Here is an 18045-nt window from a genome sequence, read left to right on the forward strand (position 1 = left end):
GATATTAAGAAGATAATAAAAAAACATTAATTAATATTATTAGAAATGGTGATGAAAAGAAAAACTTTTTTTAATTTTTGCTTTAATTGTTGCGTTTGTATTGTTTAGAATTAATAAATCTTTATTTTTATCAAACATAGCTAATACTACTTGCAATTCCTTTATTTAATTTATGCCTAAACCTAATCTAGAATTAATAAATAAAGGTGCCAGGGGTTAAGCTCCGTTGCTGTAAGACAACAACCTCCTCCATTATACTTCATGATTTTACTCACTTATAATAATAGACCCCTGTCAAAACTTAATATTAAGTTTTGACAGATTGGTCTTACAACAATGGAGCTTAAACATTATTAGCGTTCTATGTATTAGTTGAATAATATAAAGAGTCAAGAGATTTTAGTTGTCATTAATAATAAATAATGTAATTCTGAGTTACGGGGTATATTTTCTATATAATCTGCTTCTAGAATTTGCTTTTACATCAATAATAATTTATATTTATTTTCACTCATGCGAATAGCAGATTACTTTTGTAGTTTGTTATTGGTGATAACTCGGCAATATAAAATAACAATATGAGTCAAAAGATAATTTTAAATAATTCAGATTCTATTACTAAATCGCACTTATTCCATATAGTAGACCCAAGCCCTTGGCCCGTCCTAACATCTTTTGCTTTACTTCTTTTGGTTATAGGCGGTGTCTCGTTCATGCATGGCTACAAATTTAATATATATATTTTATCTGCAGGGATTATTTCAGTAGGTTACTGTTTATATTCTTGGTGGAGAGATGTAGTGAAAGAAGGAATAGTCGAACATCAGCATACTAGTCCTGTTAGAAAAGGTTTACAAATAGGTATGGCGTTATTTATCTTAACGGAAATAGTATTTTTTGGTGTATTTTTTGCTTCTTTTTTTAAATCAAGTCTATCACCCGTAGGTCTTTTAGACGGTGTATGGGTTGTAAAGCAGGGCATTTGGCCTCCACCTACAATTAAAACTTTTGAGCCGTTTGATATTCCGTTTATCAATACTTTAATACTACTCTTATCAGGCACTACCGTTACTTGGGCTCACTACGCCTTAGAAGAAAAAAATCAAAAAGATTGTGTAACTGCACTTGCTCTTACCATATTGCTTGGAATATTTTTTACAACTATGCAGGCATATGAATATTACCATGCGGCGTTTAAATTTACAGATGGTATATATGCTTCTAATTTTTATTTAGCCACGGGTTTTCATGGAGCCCATGTAATTATAGGTACTATATTTCTAATAATTTGCTACTTTAGAGCAAAAAGAGGAGATTTTACTACAGAAGGTAATGGACATTTAGGGTTTGAATGTGCTGCATGGTACTGGCATTTTGTGGATGTGGTTTGGTTATTTTTATTTACGTTTGTTTATATATTTGGAAGTTAAATTATACTATATGTGATTATAATGTTACTTAAAATAAGTGTTTTTAAAATATTTTTGCATATTAATTAAAATTGCATATATTTAGGAGTTGATTTATATATAAATAAATTATACATTACTTTTTAAATGCTAATTATTTTATTGAGGTAAAACATATGAACTTTCCTATTCGTAAATTAAACGAAGAATTAATAGATTATAATCTATCATTACGCATATTATTTACTATTCTAAGTGTGGCTATTATTATAGTAGCTTTTGATAGCTTAGGTGATACGGCGGCCGATCCTGTAGGTGAGACATTATGTAAGTTAATTAAAGTATTCAGAGGCAATACTGCAAAAGGTATAGCTGTTATCGGTATAATTGTTCTGGGAATTCAAACATTAAGAGGAAAATTGCAGTGGGAAGTAGCTTTAGTGGTAGTTACTGCAATCATTATATTATTTAAAGCTCCAGAGATTGTTAATATGGTATCAAGTGATACTAGCACAAATTGTACTTCCTAATACACGAAAGTTATTATATCTTTAGTAATACCCATAAGCCAAAGCTTATGGGTATTTTTATTTTTAAGTGACGTTGTTGCATAGCCCCTATGTCATTCCCACATAGCATCGTTGCGTGGGTCGAAAAATGCGTTAGGTGTTATAGTGTGGCTTGACTCTCTATTGTATGAACGTTTAGTATGTCATTCCTGCAAAGGAAGACAACCTGAATATAGATTACATAATTTAATAAAAATAAACATATAAAAACTTGTTTTTATATGTTTTACTGGATTCCCGCCTACATGGGCATGACATCAATTGCCTTTATACTCAGGTCAACGGCAACACTCATACAATACTCAATAGTGTTTTAATTGTTTTGATGGACCACATGGTTAAACCACGGGATAACAGTGGATTTTGTCGGTCTATGCAACAACGTCCTCACTTAAATAAAAGTCCTAATCTATTACCTATAGCAATATCAATATATTTTGCTGTAATAGGGATCCCTTCAATATTCATTTCTAGATATATTGCTTGTTTTGCAGGGATTTTTGTTTGTAGTTTTGTAATTGATACATATTCATCTAAAGCTTGATTATTAGTGTCCATTACTCTCACTTTGATTATAGGATCAAAAATTAAATAATCAGACTCATTAGATAATTTATAAAATATCTTCATACCGCCTATATGACGAGATTTGCCTAAATTAATTTCTTCTATCTTTAATTGATCATATTTACCTAAGAATTTAAAGCTATCTATTAGTAATATCACTAAACAAAAAATTATAAAGCTAGTCCATAATATTGGAAATATATTATATTTTGTCTTAGGAGGAATATACGGTAAAATAACCGGCACATTAGCATTGTAATGATTTTTAATAGGAGTTTTAATAGTGCCCGTATTTACTTTATCTTTAAAGTCATTTAATGTACTAGTATTATAGTCTAATTTCTGATACCACAAATGGCTACATTTGGAACATTTTACTCGTCGTCCGTTAATACCTATTTGATTGCTTGTAACAATAAATCTTGTTTGGCAATTTGGGCAAGTAATATACATAGTTAATTATAATTATTATGTTTGACTTCATGATAATCTCATTTATTATTTTTGGCAATAAAACAGTTAAAAGATATGTCCTCTCTTATTAAAGAAATTGAAGAAGCTTGGCAAATTAAGGACAAACTTCTTCAAGATTCTTCAAAGCTTATAACATTAAAGCAAACTCTTAATGATAGTATAGAACGCTTAAATCAAGGTACGATTCGTGTTTGTGAAAAGAAAGAAAATAGTTGGCAAGTTAATGAATGGGTAAAGAAAGCTATATTGCTATATTTTATCACTACAGAATCACAACTTTATAATAACAATTATAATAGTTGGTATGACAAAGTTGCTCCTAAATTTTCTGCAGATACTGATAAAAATACATTCAAAGAAGCAGCTATACGCAAAGTGCCCGGAGCTGTTGTTAGAACAGGTACTTATATAGCTAAAAATGTTGTAATTATGCCTTCTTTCATTAATATAGGTGCTTATATAGATGAGGGAACAATGATTGATACATGGGCTACTATCGGCTCATGTGCTCAAATCGGCAAGAATTGCCATATTGCAGGCGGGACGGGAATAGGTGGGGTGCTTGAGCCGTTGCAAGCAAAGCCTGTTATCATTGAAGATAATTGTTTTATTGGTGCAAGATCGGAAATAGCAGAAGGTGTAATAGTAGAGGAAGGAGCAGTAATTAGTATGGGGGTGTTTATCGGTAGCTCTACAAAAATAATATACAGAGATACAGGTGAAATTATTTACAGCAGAATTCCGGCTTATTCCGTTGTAGTTCCAGGAGTATTGCCTGCTAAGGAAGCCGGTAAGCCTGGACTTTATTGTGTAGTTATCGTAAAACAAGTCGATAAAACTACTAGAGCTAAAGTAAGCATAAATGATTTACTGAGATAGATAGATCAATGTGAGCGTTCATGGGTTTTTCGTGGCCTGACCACGGGGTCCAGAAAAAATAACTTCAATATTGTTATCTACACTACATGTTTAACAAAATAAACATATAAAAATAAATTTTTATATGTTTTACTGGATTCCGTGCATAAATCACGGGATGACAGCGAGGAATAATAAGCCGCTTAACACCAGTGAACGGTCACAGATCAATAATATCGCCGATTATACCATTAAGATATCCCTCTCTTTATTGTTGTTCTGAAATATCTGTTTGTTGAATTGCGTTATTATTTGGGTTTCCTAAGAAAGTATTGTATGCCATAAGCATTACACCTCGTTGTTTTTGAGGATCACGTACAACACCAGCTGCTTTAAAATATGATTCTGCAGAATCTGTTTCCTGTTGTTTTTGAAAGCAAAGTTCGTTTCCCTTGGGCCATATATAAATCATATTTTTGTAGGCTTTTCAGCCTTATTTATAAGACTGTCGTAACATTTTAATATAGAGTCTAATTTATTATTTTTTCTATAAAATATGATAGCTAGGTCTTCACGTCCTAAGTTAAATAGCATATCGCCGATTTTATTGTACATTTCTTTAAGTTCTTCATTACATGTTAGAGCTGCATTATAATTAGCTAAAACTCCATTATAATCTTCTTCTTCGCTCAATATATCGCCTATTTTAGAGTAGCAGCTAGCTATAGTTTGAGTCACTTCTGCTTTGTCCGAGTACTTATTTAACCACTCTATGGCTTCTTTATATATTGCACTGGTTGATTGTGTTTAGGTTCTATATTTTTTATAGAAGATAGATAGTTATTTTGTATGAATAAATCACATATTTCAATTAAGGCACTATAGCAATCATTGGATTGAGAACATGTTGTAGATAACATTTCTTCAAATAATGATAATTCTTTAATTTGTAGGTTTAATACATATCGGTAAGCTTGAATAACCGGTTTACTGTCTGTGAATTTCTCAATAGAGTCTAAAATTTGAAATATTACCCCTATAAGGTTATTAGCTTGTTTGTTTAATATGATAGCTTGAAATTCTGATAATTGTGCTAATCCTTCAAAACAAGAAAGAGTTTTTGCTATAGCCGGATATTATTGTATTGGAGAACTTGGTAAATATGGTTTAATATAACCATCATAGTTATTATCTAAAAATTTTGAGTAGTTAAAGGTGTATATACATTAAAGTCTTCAAAAATTGATTGGATAGTATTAATTATACATTCTACATTTATCTGTATTTGTGTATGTAAATTTTCACTGTCTGAGCAATGAACTTAGCTTCTTTATCTCTAAATTTTGTACTCCTTTTCTCTCTTCTAGGTGTTTGAGTTCTAGAGAGAGGTTTATTTCCCCATTTTGAGAAGTAGGTTTATAGAAAAATTTTATATCAGAGAATTCTAATATATCCTTGTTAATAGCAATGCTATTTTGTAACATCGGTATAATGTTTTCATGATTATTTGCATTATGTTGTGTTATTATGCATATAACATTTCCTTTTAATTTTTTATGTTCTTCTGTAGGAAAAATATTTTTAAAGTCTTCTATAATCCTGTTAAAGATACTAGGGGATTTTACGGTCTCTTCTTTTGCTACTATGATAAATTTTAATTTATCGGTCATTTGAACTAGCTTTTTAATGAAAAATACATTGATTAACTCTTGCATTGTATCGGGTACTCCGTTAGAGCATTCCCAAAATACTTTTTCTGCAATTTCAAATTTTTTGGGATCATATATAGCCGGCTCATATTTATGCTGAATTTCCAGCGTTGTTTCAAAATCAAATAATTTATCAAATGTAAATTCTTCACCGTTTTCGATAATCTTAAGGTTGTTCCTAAGAGCATTTAAAAATATGCTTTTTCCACTATAAGGTAATCCTATTACTGCTGTAGCTTCTGGTGTTTTTCCTGCTGGTATTAGTGAATAATTCACTTCAGTCAATGCATTTAGAATATTTGCTTTTAAAGAATCAAGAGCAGTTTCTTCTTCTGTGAAAGGTTTAATATCAACTTCTGTGGGAATTTTAAATTTCATATATAACCGTTAACCTATTCTTTAATATAAATTTTTATACTGTCGCTTTCGCCGCTATCGATGATAGCTCTAATAATAAATTTACCGGCTTTTGCTTTCCATATTACTGCTTCGTTTGGTTTTGCGGTTGCTATTAATTCATTTTCCACAAACCAAAAAATGTTGTTGGTTTTATTATTGCTAATCGCACTAAAAGTAATGTTATCACTATTTTTAATTGAATGTACGGAATTTTTTAACGGGTGTATAATTTGAGGTTTTTGATGATGCCAATTTATCAACCTATTGCAATGGTTTGTAGGTATCGGTTTCGGTAATATATGTATTCCTGCTTTTTGATAAACCGAAAGCATATCTGTTGGCCATAAATTTACTGTTTTATATTCTGTTTGTCCTTTAATAAAGTTACAAGCAGGCATACCGGTTTTTAAATCTATCAATATTTTTCTATAAATACCGGATTGTTTTATCGGTGATTTGCCTTTAATGAATAAGGTTTCTGCTTTAACCGGACACATATCGTTATCGATATCTCCCGTATCTGCACAAACTTTTACTTTAGTAATATTTAGTGTATTAATTTTTGAAAGGATTAAATCCTCATCTTTATTTGGTCTAGCTATGGATTCGATAATATTAAAGAATAAAGGGGCTGCAGAAATATTACCCGTAAATGTTCCGTGTGTTTGCCCTTTGAAATCCCCAACCCAAACAGCAAGTACGTATTTTCCGAATATGCCGACGCTAAGTGCATCTCTAAATGAGCTGGAAGTACCTGTTTTCCAATAAATCGGTAAGTTATGCCTTGTATTATTATAGGTAATAGGACGAGTCGTATCTTTTATAATATCAAGTGTTAAATAGCTTGCCTCGGGGGATAGTAGTACGGTGCCCGTGTCATCCTTGTCCTCTCCTGTGTCATTCCCGCGAAAGCAGGAATCCAGTAAATCATATGAAATTTTTGTTCCAACATTTAGGTCATTTTTTATGGATTCCTGCGAAAGCAGGAATGACATAGTAGAATCCAATACTTTTCTAAGCGGTTTATAAGTACCGAAATTAGCAAGCATAGCATAAAGAGTAGTTAACTCTTCAAGAGTAATTTCTACTGTGCCGAGTACTATAGATAAACCGTAATTTTCAGGTTTTCGTAAGCCGCTAATTTTTGCTTGTTGTAAGAACTCATAAAAATTCGGGTTTTTTAACTTAGACGCTAGAAATATTACAGGTACGTTACGGCTCTTTATTAACGATGCTCTAGCACTTAAACCGCCTGCAAACCTACTATCAAAATTTTCCGGTTTATAATGATCGTAGTAAGTAGGTGTATCTTTTAGTAAAGTTAACGGATGTATTAGTGATTGATCAAAACTAAGTGCATAGACAAACGGTTTTAAAGCTGAGCCTGGAGATCTATGGCTTTTAGTGCCGTTAATCTGTCCACAAATATCGTTATTAAAAAACTCTCCGGAGCCAATATTTGCAAGCACTTCCATAGTAGTAAAATCAATAAGAATTACGGAGGCATTATTAATGCCATATTTTTGCCGATCATTAATATATAGCCGCACTTGTTTTTCTATAGTAGCTTGCAGATTTTTATCTATAGTAGTGCGTATAATAGGGCTATCATTATTTGCTAGTATGTCTAAAGTAAAATGTGGTGCAATAAAAGGAAGCTTTTTATTTTGATTAAATTTAATCGGCAAACTAATTAACTTATTATAAATAATATCTTGTGGGTGAATCGTGAGCCACTTGGTAAATAGATATTTACGTGCTTTAAAAATATTAATATCATTCCCGCCTCTTTTAAGCGGATTTTGTGGGATTACTGCAAGGCTTAGAATATCGATCAAATTTAAATCTTTTAGGTCACGATTAAAGTAAATATAACTGCCGGCTGCTATCCCTTCAATATTACTACCGTAAGGCACTAGATTTAGATAAGCTTCTAGGATTTCATCTTTTGAATAATGTAGCTCTACATGAAGAGCTTTAATGATTTGATGGATTTTACCAAGAATAGTAGAAGAGTTTATTTCATATCTTAAACGTGCTACTTGCATTGTTATAGTAGAGCCGCCTATTTTACGATTATTCTGTAAATAAGTAGAATAAAAAGCTTTGGCTAAAGAAACGGGGTTAACGCCAAAATGCTTATAAAAATGCTTGTCTTCATATAATAGTACTGCTTCTATAAAACTTGCCGGTATTTCACGTATAGGAGTGAATATCCTATATTTATCGTCTTTAGAAAGCGAAATACGCATTAACTCGCCGTTTCGGTCAAATACTCTTTGTGAGAAACTTACGTCTTTAAGTAAAGGCGCAGGAGGAATAGCAAAATATAATATTATAATGCTGCTGATTGTAATAAAAAGTAATTTGGTTTTGAGAGACAAAGTATATACCTTATAGTTTAATGTCATTCCCGCGTAGGCAAGAAAGCGCGGTTGCGTGGAACGATTTTGTCGTCATTGCGAGGAAAAACTGTAAGTTTTGACTAAGCAATATTGGAAAAATTCCTGAGATTGCCACGCTCACTAACGTTCGCTCGCAATGACGACTTGGGTATTCATGCGGGAATGACATCATGTTATATAACAATCATTATAAAGCATTTTAAAAATAATGAAAATTTTAATAATATAGCTTGCATATATAGAAGTAATATCGTATAATGCTCTACGAGATTCTAATAAATTAACCAAACGTTAACAATAAGTTTTACACTGCCTATAAATACTAAAATATCATATAAAATCCACGTTACTACCATATTTTATAGCCCATCAATATAAATTTTTGACATAATATTTTTTGCATGTATCACTATCTTTAATAACAAAAAAAGTATTAATATTTTAAGTAATTGTTAAGATTAAAGAGAAATTAGATATTAAAAATATTAAATCTATAAATTCTAAACTTATAAAATTATTCTTACTTAGCTGTGCTAATGCTGCAATCCTTACCGCTGTGACCGGGGAAGCAAGAGCAGATATATAGAAATCTATGATATATTAAACCATACTGCTGATTACCAAATATTAACTCCTGCTCAAAAGCTTAATGTTATAAAAGGAATTCAGGACCGTACGGATTTTGGTAACCTTGTTGACGATCTTATGCCGGGGGAAAGAAGATTATTCAATAACGAAATAATAGAAGTCACTAGACTTCAAGCAGTTGCTCCTGTACTTAACGGTGCCAGAGAAAGAAGAGAAGCACGTGCAGCCGGTGTTGAAGTTGTTGATTTAACAGGTAATACAGCAGTAGAAACAGGATGTAACGAGCAAGAGATGGCTCTAGAAAATTAGACTTCAAGTATTGGAAATCCTTGCTAAAGCGGAAGGGGCAAATGCTGTCAGTATTAACGATAAAATTAAAAAGGCTATACATTTTAATAATATAGAAAATTTAAATACACTTTTGGAGCAGTTAAAATATATAGCTATGACAGGCGGTGTAGATGCTAATGACAATTTAAAAGTTGTAAATAATTATGTTGAAGCTCCTTTAACAACAGAAGCTTTTGAACATGTATTTTTTGGTACTAATATTACTGATCCTACTGTAAGAAGCATCGATATTAATGCTAAATACTCTGAATCAGGCAACAGTCCTTTATTAAATAAGTTTAAAAGCGTCGCTACTCCGGAAGCAAAACATAAATTATTAGATCAATTTAAAAACTATGTTAATCAAAACTTAGTTGAGCTTGAGTCTAAACAATCTAGTATTCCCATAAGACAATCCATAATGAAGTTAGCTGATCCTGCAATAGTAGTTAATTATTTGGAGCAGATGGCTAAATTAAAAGAAGCATATATTGATAACGGTAAAATTAAGATAGTGAATGAAAACGATAAGGTAGTTGATGAGCAAGGTCTAAAGAGTTATAACAAGATTTTAAAAGATGCCGGTTTAATAACTAAAGATTTGGATGGTAAGAAAATGCAGGCATTGATAAATAATTTCGATGCTTTAACAATGAGCGATCTGGTACTTGTCCTAAAAAAGACTGTAGGTGAAATAAGAATAGATAACGAGGGTCTAGTAGGTCTTGTAATATAGTACCTCAAGCAATGGCAGGAGTAGTAACGCCTCCTCCGCTTCTACCGGGTGGAGTAGCAGCTCCTCCTCCGGCAGGTGTAGGTATAAGACTTGCAATAGCTAGGGATATAGCAAATCTAGATGCCATAGGTGATGATGAACTAAAATTAGCAGGTATAATCTAAAGGCAAAAGAAGATGCTGCATTAAGGGGAAGAATAGCTGCACCGGCATCGGTTGTAGGCAGAGCAGTTGCAGAAGTTCTTGTAGCTCCGAATACTTTAGACAGAATATTTCATAATGAGATGTATTTAGCTAAAAATAATGGAAATCCCGGAAAGCTAGAAGTAAGAACATTAGGTGCAGAAACAGATTTAGGGATTACTATCAAAACACTTTTAACTTTAGAAGAAAGGACAAGTCCACTTAAAGCCTGATAGAGCACAATTAATGATAAAAGCTGAGAATATTTGGAATAGAATAAAAGATGATGATGTAATAAAGCAAATTTCAAGGCAAGCTTTAACTTTAAATAATAAAATAGCCAACAAGGAATTTTTTAAAGAGCTATTTAATGAAGAAGAACATAATGCAATAGACTGCTTAAACTATACTTTTGATAAATTACCGCTGGACTTACAAAATCATATTACGGCAAGAAGTACTGAAATAAAAATAAAAGATGAACTACAAGATAAGAAAACAATTATATCAAGAATAGATTATATTGCTAAAAATGAAAATGTTTTAGGAGCAAATTCTTTAAATAATGAAATAGAGAGAATTGTTGATAATTTTAATACTTTAAAATTTTCCGATGTACTAGATCTAGCTATTAATAAAGTAGACGTACGCGATAATATAGCCCTTACTCCTAAAGCAAACGAAGTAAATACTCAAATAAATAATTGGATTAATAACAATATTGTTAATTTAACAGTGGAAAGTAATATAGATAGCGGCTAACATTTTTACAAAATAAAGCTGCACCGGCAACATTATCAAGAATTTATGAAACGGCAGTTGATATTAACGCTAGATTACTAAGAAAAGTTTTAGCCGATAATGCAGCTGGTTTATCTAAAGCTTCTAAAACCATTACAGAGAAAAATATAACAGACGCCGTACAAAGCGGCAGTTGTAAATGAAGCAGAAGTTGCTACAAGACGTCCTGAGTTAGGCAGCAGCACAAGCAGTAGCAAATGGAGACGTAAGCTATGGTGGAGTAGTTGTAGTAGCTCCTGCTGTTGCTTCTGTGGCTCCTGTTGAACCATTGGTTTGACTGGCAGATCCTGAAGAGGATGCAGAAGAGGTAATAGATGTTCCTGCAGTTGCAGCTCCATTAGCACCGGCACCGGTAGTTATTAATATGGAAGATGTAGGGGTAGTTCCGCCTCCGGTGGAAGAAGCTCCACATACTGGTGCAGAAATTATGATTGTTCAACGTATAGAGAGGATTGTTCCTGTAGAGGGCAATATTGAAGGCTTTGATGATTATAATTATAATATAATACAGGAGCGAACAAAAGTAGAAGTATCTAGTAGTACAAATAAATCAGAATCTAAGGATTCTGAAGTTAGCCTTGAAAACTCGAAGCAAGAGGAAGCTAGACAAGAAGAGGAGGCAAAAGTAGTTGCTTCTATAAAGGAAGCCGCATAAGCAAGCATTGCTGAAGCTGTAAGAGTTGAAGCTGCTGAAGTTGTAGAAATGCAAAATGCAGTAAAACAAGACGAAGAAATGATTGGAGCAATATATAATCCGATTCATGATATCACTCAAATGAGCTGTAATATTATATCGCATAGAATGTTCTCTAGTGCTGCGGTTGCTACGGGTGATGAAGATGAAAAAGTGTTAGATAAAAGCCTTTAGATTGCAGGTACTTACGATACTAATACACAAAAAGGTTTTGCCGGTTATAAAGGTCATGCTTCGGGCGGTACTATAGGTTTTGATATTGGTTCTGATAACTACAAAGATTTAGTCGGTATTGCTTATACTAAATTGGATTCAAAGTTTAAATCTAACGGTAGCAGGTCAAATACTAATATCGATAGCCATATCGTAACTTTATACGGACAAAAAGAATTACCGAAAAACTTTATGATACAAGCTATGTTTGCTTACAATCATAATATAGTAAAGAGTAAAATCAACCGTTTAGGTACTATTGCAACCGGTAAATATAAGAATAATAATTATAACTTTGAAACTTTATTAAGTTATAATCATCTTATGAATGGTGATATTACTCTTACTCCAAATCTTGGTATAAGATACGGCCACTCTAAAGACGATATATATCAAGAAAGTGATGTAGGTATTCAGCATTTGAGTATTGCTTCTAAAAAGCAGCATTTATAGAGCGGTATTTTAGGTGGTAAGGTAGCTTTAGCACCGTAGAAAATAGCTAAAGGTTTCAGTGTTACGCCTGCACTTCAAGCATCTGTAGAACATTACTTTAATGATAATAGTAAAAAACTTAATGCTAAAGTCAAATGAAAAGATAGAGAAGTTAATGAAACTATCGCATGACCGAAGCAACCTAAAGTTGCTTATAATATCGGTGCTAGCGTTTTAACTGAAAAAGATAATGTAAGCGTATTACTTGAATATAACTGTCATTTACAAAAGATCAAGGCTTTGTGAAGTTGAAAGTGAAGTTATAACAGCCAAAATCATCATTGCGAGAAAAAACTGTAAGTTTTGACGAAGCAATCCAGTAAAAAAATGCTATAAATTAGCATTTTTTTTTTATTTTTTGTGGATTGCCACGCAGCCTACGGCTGCTTGCAATGACGATTATGGATCCACGCTGGCAATGCACTCCCAAGAGTCGTAAATAATACTTATTACTCGTTTCTTACTACTAACACTGATATATCTGAATGACGGACGATTTTAGAAGCATTAGGTCCAAGCATATAATCTTTTAATTGTAGTCTGACTGCAGAGATTATTATTAAATCGGCTTTAATTTCATTAGAGTGCTTAATTATTTCATCATAAACGGCACCGCTACCTATATAATAATCTGTTTCAATTTCATCGGGAATATATTGTTTGATAAGCTCTTTAATTTGAGCTTTATACTTTTCTTTTTTCTCCGTTCTCCAATTTTTAGGTAAATAATCTTCAAACATTTTCATACCGAATTCAGAAATTACATACATAAAATGTAATTTTGCTTGAAAGTTTGTCGCAAGCATTAAAGCCTTAGAAAGAATACCTTTTATAGATTTTTTATCATTTAAATCTATAGGTATAAGTATATTTTTAAATATAGTATTTTCAGACATAAGATATTGTTAGTTTTTGTTTCTTACTGAATCATGTTTTGGTAGAACAAAATTTTTAGTATCGGCGAAATAGTTAATGTCCAGGTTATTTAATAAGTAATTAGAAAGTTTAAAATTTACTACGTTTCTATGAAAAGCTCCGATAAATTTATCTAAAATATCACGATTCGCCTCATCTCTAGTTACTAGGATTGCCGATACTTTTACTGTAGTTTGATCATCGGTAATCCCTGGATATAAGCCCTTATGAAGTATGGCTTTATGAAAAGCGCTATTTTGTTTTATTAATTCCGTTATTTTATCATTGTCAATTGAAACGAAATCAATTTCACACTTATTAGCTATTAAATTTACTAAGGGGTTAGAATGTCCAACCATCATTATTATAGCATCTATTTCCTTATTACAGAATTTATCACTATAATCTGCATAATTAATGTGTAGCTTTTCAGGTTCCTTAGCAAATTTATATAAAGAACGTACGGCATCATAAGTAATATTACTACTGGAAAATGCCGGACCGTTAGTTATTTTTTTTCCGTCAATATCAGCAAAAACTTTTATTTTATCCTCATCTTTTACAATAACCGTAAAAAACTCATCATGTAGATTAAGCACCTGACGTAAATTTTGCATTTTTTCTTGATCGTGATAATAACCTATGCCCTCATATGCTTCTACTGCAATATTAGCTTGCACTAGGGCTAAATCAATTTTGCCTTGTTGTAATAATTTTAAATTTTCTATACTACCATTTGTTGCAACAACTTCGCATTTAATATATTCATTATTTTTATCGTCATTTGTAATAGTCTTGCATAAATCAAGTCCAATAGCATAATATCCTTTTAAAATAGAGCCGGTACCGATTTTAATGACTTTTGGAGCAGCATAAACATTACTGCAAATAAGAAATATGCTAATAATAGTCGCTAGTTTAAAATTGTTCATAAAACTAATTTGAATTATTTGCGGTATTTTGGTCTTCTTTATGTTCACCAAGTTTTAGTTCTAATAACTGAATAGAACCGATATTTATTCCTTTGTCTGAAAACTCAATATCAAACTTAGCTTTTTCTGTATTGTTGTAAGCCGAATTTGCATCATTTTGCTCTGTATTTAATTGCGCGTCGGAAGCGTTATTAATTGCTTTAGCAATAATTGTTTTAATTATTTTCTTAGAAAAACTAATATTATTCGGTAATAATTTATCAACTATGGAATTATAATTTTCCAGCTCAAAATATAGTTTTCCTTTCGGTAATTTATTGGCAAAGAGTTGTAAAGCACCGTTTAAATTAACTTTAGAATCATTATCACAAGTAAAAATAAATCTTTCTATATTAAAATTTTGTAAAATAGCTGAATTTTCTCCGTCTTCAGCAAATTTTAAAGAAGCAGCAATATCTAAATTAGCATTTTTAAAATTCAAAATATCTTTTTCTGAATAATAATTCATATTTAAAAATAAGGATATATTTTCCTTACTTGCTAAATTCTCTTTTCTTATAAGAAATGCTAAATCATTAATTTTAAAGATTTCTTGATTATCTTTAAATATCAATAATGCTTTATTATTTAGCTGAATTGATTTTAATATTTCTTTTAAATTATCATCTTTTGATATTTTATATAAAGGTTTATTAAATTTTCCTATACCCTTTATGTCATCATCGCTGCGTACATCATAGGTAAATGTTTTGTCGCCGTAATTATCGACTTCTCTAATAAAAGGACCGAAATTAAGAGCGGCTCTTTTAGTACTAAAAGCTATATTTAGGACAATATTTTTGTATGTAAATTCTTTAGAATTTACATGATCAATTAATTTTACTTTAGGATCCGTTACGGTAATTTTCCAATTAAAAGGATAGCCTGAAAACTTAACTGCATTATAAGATATTTTAAGATTATCGGATTCAGAATTCTTAATTAAACTTATAACGTTATTTTTTATAGTATATGCAGTTGCAAACCATATTATAGTAAAGGCTAAAAACACAAAAAGAAGTATTTTACGTATCACTTTTTTAATCCATTATAATTTTATATTACGAGTAGCAGAAGGAAGGTGTACTTTTATGCCGTCTAATTCTTCGGTTAAAATAATTTGACATCCCAATCTAGAAGTATCGGTAAGACCAAAAGCTAAGTCAAGCATATCTTCCTCTGCTTCCGTAGGTTTTTTTAATTTGTTGTAAAATTCTTCTTCTAAAATAACATGACAAGTAGCACAAGCAAGCGATCCTTCACAAGCCCCCTCAAGGTCTAGATCATTACTATGGGCAATTTCTAAAATAGAAAGCCCTATCGGTGCTTCTACTGTTTTTTCTTCTCCATCATTTATAATAAATGTTACTTTTATTTTTCCTGACATTCTTCTTATTTTTCCTTATCTAAATTAGTTCGATTATATATAATATTTTATATATAACTGAGGCTATTTAATTTGATTGATATTTTTGCCTTTTAGCCAATCATTAATTATTATATTAAACTTTGTATCCATAGATTTTTTTATTTTGGATTTAAACTCTTTAATAGAATTATTAATTAAGATCCGATCTCTAGCGTGTGCGGCTTCTTTTATATTATCTAATAAAGAATTAATTATAGATATCTCACTTTCCGATAATAAAGTTGTTAATTCCGCTATAGCACGTTCTATGCTAAAGATTAAAGCCTCTGCTTCAATTACTGCTTCTTGTAATAATCTTGTAGTATAATCTATTTTAGCATTTTTATACGCGTTTTCTAACATAATATCAATCTCTGTTTTATCAATACCGTGATTTGGCTTTACTTCTATAGCATGTGATGTATTGCTGATTTTCTCATAAGCAGAAACGGATAATATACCATCTGCGTCAATAGCAAAAGTAACTTCGGCTCTAATATATCCTGCTTTCATAGGAGGAAGTCCCTTTAACTCAAATCGGGCTAAACTACGGCAATCGGCAGCCATTTCACGTTCACCTTGCAATATATGAAATTGTACACCGGTTTGATTATCGACATAAGTCGTAAATTCTTTTACTACCGAAATAGGAATCGGAGTATTATGCATGATGATTTTTTCAACTATACCGCCATATAATTCCATACCCAGCGATAAAGGTACTACATCAATCAATAATGAATTTGTATGCGGTGCTATTAAATTTTCTGCTTGTAATGCAGCCCCCCATACAACTGCTTTATCAGGATCGATATCTGATAGAATATCTATTTTAAATGCTTTATATAATTCGTCTTTTATTAAAGGAATGCGGGTTGCACCCCCTACTAAAATAACTCCGTCTATATTTGGATTTCCTGCGTGTTCTAAACACTCTTGAGCTATATTGATAGTACGTTCTACTAAGGGCAAAATTAGTTGCTCTAATGTTTGCTTATTAATTGATATATTATCATTATTAAAACTATCTTTATATGTTAAAGTTTCTTTTGCTTTTTTTGCAAGTTGTAAGGTATCTATAGAATTAGGTAAATCAAATTTATTGCAAAGATATTGTGTAATTGCTACATCTATATCGTTGCCACCAAGCATATTATCGCCGTTTGTTGCTATAACTTGAAAAATACCTTCTTGTATATTAAGAATGGATACGTCAAAAGTGCCGCCGCCTAGGTCATATACTAAATAACAGCCTTTTTGATTTTTGTTTAAGCCGTAAGCATAGGCAGCTGCAGTAGGTTCGGCAATTAGCCTTAATACTTCAAAACCTGCTATTTTAGCCGCAAGCATTACTTCGCCTCTTGCTGCATCGTTAAAATGTGCAGGTACTGTTATTACTGCTTTAGTTAGATTAGTCTTTAATTGTTCTTCTGCTTGATTTTTTAGGTAAATAAAAACTTCTGCTGCAATTTCAGAGACTCTCAGTTGTTTATTTGCAAAATTTAGCTTAAGCTCACTACTATTTACATCTAGATAATCTTTAACTAACGAAAAAAGTGCTGGAGTATTTAGAATTTCTTTTAATGTTTTACCGAATAGTCTTTTAATAGAACGCAGTCCTTTATTATTACCTATAGTAAAATTGTTACTTGTAAAATCTATAGTAGTTGGGATTAATTCTTTATCATCTATAGATTTAATAACTTTAACTTTTCTATTAGCTGCAATAGCTATTAATGAGTTAGTAGTGCCAAAATCGATACCGACTGCTATTTGCCGTTCTTGCTTCAAATCAGCTTGCTCCGGTTCCCTAATTTCTATTATTTGCATGATTTTATTTTTTCTTGCAGTTTATGCAGCAATGTCCCAATATATTTAAGCTTGCTAGTTTTTATAGTTGCGTCTGATAGATTTTGTTCTTCAAAAGCTTGTTTTAAAGAATCAATTTCAAGCTTTTTCATTAATTCATATTTATCTTTTATTTTTTCTAAATCACTAAATAAGATAGTATTTTCGATTATTTCCATTTCATCCCAGAATATGCTTAATTCTAGCGGCGAAAGTAAACTACGTGTTTTTTCGTCATTCAAATTTATATTTTGCAAAAGCAGCATATATTCAGCACGCTTTAAGTCATCTTTAAGAGTAGAGTAAGCGTTATTTAATTCAGCCGCAGTAATTAGATTTTGTTCCTTTTCCTGCAAAGTTTTTGCTTTATCGGGATGATATTTTACCTGCATAGCAAAATATTGCTTTTCTAATATCTTTAAATTAATATTATACTCTTGCGGAAGTCCTAATAATTGAAAATAATTTTGCACTTTT

At 31.5% G+C, this 18045-nt stretch carries 18 protein-coding genes and 3 pseudogenes; 10 read left to right on the top strand and 11 right to left on the bottom strand.

Translation table 11 applies throughout. The features are described 5' to 3' along the window. The first annotated feature begins 578 nt into the window (after window positions 1–578). Together A3305_RS04345 and A3305_RS04350 are read left to right on the top strand one after the other, a co-directional pair. Window positions 579–1430: a cytochrome c oxidase subunit 3 gene (locus tag A3305_RS04345; protein ID WP_041860488.1), complete on the top strand. Its 852-nt coding sequence runs from the start codon at window positions 579–581 to the stop codon at window positions 1428–1430. A 155-nt stretch (window positions 1431–1585) separates the two neighbouring features. Continuing rightward, complete coding sequence (locus tag A3305_RS04350) at window positions 1586–1939, top strand: TrbC/VirB2 family protein (protein ID WP_014391906.1); 354 nt, start codon at window positions 1586–1588, stop codon at window positions 1937–1939. 426 nt (window positions 1940–2365) lie between these two features. Here A3305_RS04350 and A3305_RS04355 read toward each other — a convergent pair whose 3' ends face one another. Continuing rightward, window positions 2366–2998: an MJ0042-type zinc finger domain-containing protein gene (locus A3305_RS04355; protein ID WP_014391907.1), complete on the bottom strand. Its 633-nt coding sequence runs from the start codon at window positions 2996–2998 to the stop codon at window positions 2366–2368. Between the two features lie 75 nt (window positions 2999–3073). Between A3305_RS04355 and dapD the strand changes: the two genes are divergently transcribed. Then, window positions 3074–3898 (top strand): 2,3,4,5-tetrahydropyridine-2,6-dicarboxylate N-succinyltransferase, encoded by an 825-nt coding sequence (gene dapD, locus A3305_RS04360; protein ID WP_014391908.1) that lies wholly within the window; start codon window positions 3074–3076, stop codon window positions 3896–3898. Window positions 3899–4145: 247 nt separating this feature from the next. Here the strand turns inward: dapD and A3305_RS10415 are convergent, their stop codons facing one another. The 4 genes and pseudogenes from A3305_RS10415 to pbpC form a co-directional block, all read right to left on the bottom strand. Beyond that, on the bottom strand, window positions 4146–4349 hold the full coding sequence (locus A3305_RS10415; RefSeq protein WP_045799394.1) for a hypothetical protein: 204 nt from the start codon (window positions 4347–4349) through the stop codon (window positions 4146–4148). After that, window positions 4346–4615, bottom strand: a complete 270-nt coding sequence (locus A3305_RS10420; protein WP_041860489.1) for a tetratricopeptide repeat protein — start codon at window positions 4613–4615, stop codon at window positions 4346–4348. Before A3305_RS10420 ends, A3305_RS10415 begins: the two co-directional genes overlap by 4 nt. Window positions 4616–5321: 706 nt before the next feature. Further along, a pseudogene (locus A3305_RS11495) lies at window positions 5322–5592 on the bottom strand (hypothetical protein). A gap of 386 nt (window positions 5593–5978) precedes the next feature. Beyond that, window positions 5979–8369, bottom strand: a complete 2391-nt coding sequence (gene pbpC / locus A3305_RS04380; RefSeq protein ID WP_014391909.1) for a penicillin-binding protein 1C — start codon at window positions 8367–8369, stop codon at window positions 5979–5981. Window positions 8370–8946: 577 nt separating this feature from the next. On the opposite strand from pbpC, the pseudogene A3305_RS11500 reads away from it, so the two are divergent. From A3305_RS11500 to A3305_RS04420, 7 genes and pseudogenes are all read left to right on the top strand, one after another. After that, a pseudogene (locus tag A3305_RS11500) lies at window positions 8947–9372 on the top strand (cell surface protein); the annotation flags it as partial. Beyond that, the gene (locus A3305_RS11815) at window positions 9352–10044 is read left to right on the top strand and encodes a cell surface protein (protein WP_373604498.1); all 693 of its coding nucleotides are present in this window, start codon (window positions 9352–9354) and stop codon (window positions 10042–10044) included. The pseudogene A3305_RS11500 and the gene A3305_RS11815, both read left to right, overlap by 21 nt. 11 nt (window positions 10045–10055) lie before the next feature. Then, window positions 10056–10323, top strand: a pseudogene (locus A3305_RS11505) (hypothetical protein). Between the two features lie 149 nt (window positions 10324–10472). Beyond that, a complete protein-coding gene (locus tag A3305_RS04410; protein WP_226984000.1) occupies window positions 10473–10988 on the top strand; it encodes a hypothetical protein in 516 nt (171 codons plus the stop codon). 403 nt (window positions 10989–11391) lie between these two features. Beyond that, on the top strand, window positions 11392–11682 hold the full coding sequence (locus A3305_RS10445) for a hypothetical protein (protein ID WP_226984002.1): 291 nt from the start codon (window positions 11392–11394) through the stop codon (window positions 11680–11682). 48 nt (window positions 11683–11730) lie between these two features. After that, complete coding sequence (locus A3305_RS08895; RefSeq protein ID WP_155845516.1) at window positions 11731–11895, top strand: hypothetical protein; 165 nt, start codon at window positions 11731–11733, stop codon at window positions 11893–11895. After that, the gene (locus A3305_RS04420) at window positions 11896–12387 is read left to right on the top strand and encodes an autotransporter outer membrane beta-barrel domain-containing protein (protein ID WP_081120858.1); all 492 of its coding nucleotides are present in this window, start codon (window positions 11896–11898) and stop codon (window positions 12385–12387) included. Window positions 12388–12875: 488 nt separating this feature from the next. Here the strand turns inward: A3305_RS04420 and A3305_RS04425 are convergent, their stop codons facing one another. From A3305_RS04425 to hscB, 6 genes are all read right to left on the bottom strand, one after another. Then, entirely contained in the window at window positions 12876–13322 is a 447-nt protein-coding gene (locus A3305_RS04425) for a universal stress protein (protein WP_014391915.1), read from the bottom strand. A gap of 9 nt (window positions 13323–13331) precedes the next feature. Beyond that, window positions 13332–14273, bottom strand: coding sequence for a TAXI family TRAP transporter solute-binding subunit (locus tag A3305_RS04430; protein WP_014391916.1), 942 nt, complete (start codon window positions 14271–14273; stop codon window positions 13332–13334). 4 nt (window positions 14274–14277) lie between these two features. After that, the gene (locus tag A3305_RS04435) at window positions 14278–15348 is read right to left on the bottom strand and encodes a hypothetical protein (RefSeq protein WP_014391917.1); all 1071 of its coding nucleotides are present in this window, start codon (window positions 15346–15348) and stop codon (window positions 14278–14280) included. A 12-nt stretch (window positions 15349–15360) separates the two neighbouring features. Beyond that, window positions 15361–15699, bottom strand: a complete 339-nt coding sequence (locus A3305_RS04440; protein WP_014391918.1) for a ferredoxin family 2Fe-2S iron-sulfur cluster binding protein — start codon at window positions 15697–15699, stop codon at window positions 15361–15363. 63 nt (window positions 15700–15762) lie between these two features. Beyond that, window positions 15763–17550, bottom strand: coding sequence for a Fe-S protein assembly chaperone HscA (hscA, locus tag A3305_RS04445; protein ID WP_014391919.1), 1788 nt, complete (start codon window positions 17548–17550; stop codon window positions 15763–15765). Next, a complete protein-coding gene (hscB, locus tag A3305_RS04450; RefSeq protein ID WP_014391920.1) occupies window positions 17541–18041 on the bottom strand; it encodes a Fe-S protein assembly co-chaperone HscB in 501 nt (166 codons plus the stop codon). The genes hscA and hscB overlap by 10 nt, the downstream gene beginning before the upstream one ends. Between the last annotated feature and the right edge of the window lie 4 nt (window positions 18042–18045).

It is taken from the genome of Rickettsia amblyommatis (assembly GCF_002078335.1).
Lineage (GTDB): Bacteria > Pseudomonadota > Alphaproteobacteria > Rickettsiales > Rickettsiaceae > Rickettsia > Rickettsia rickettsii.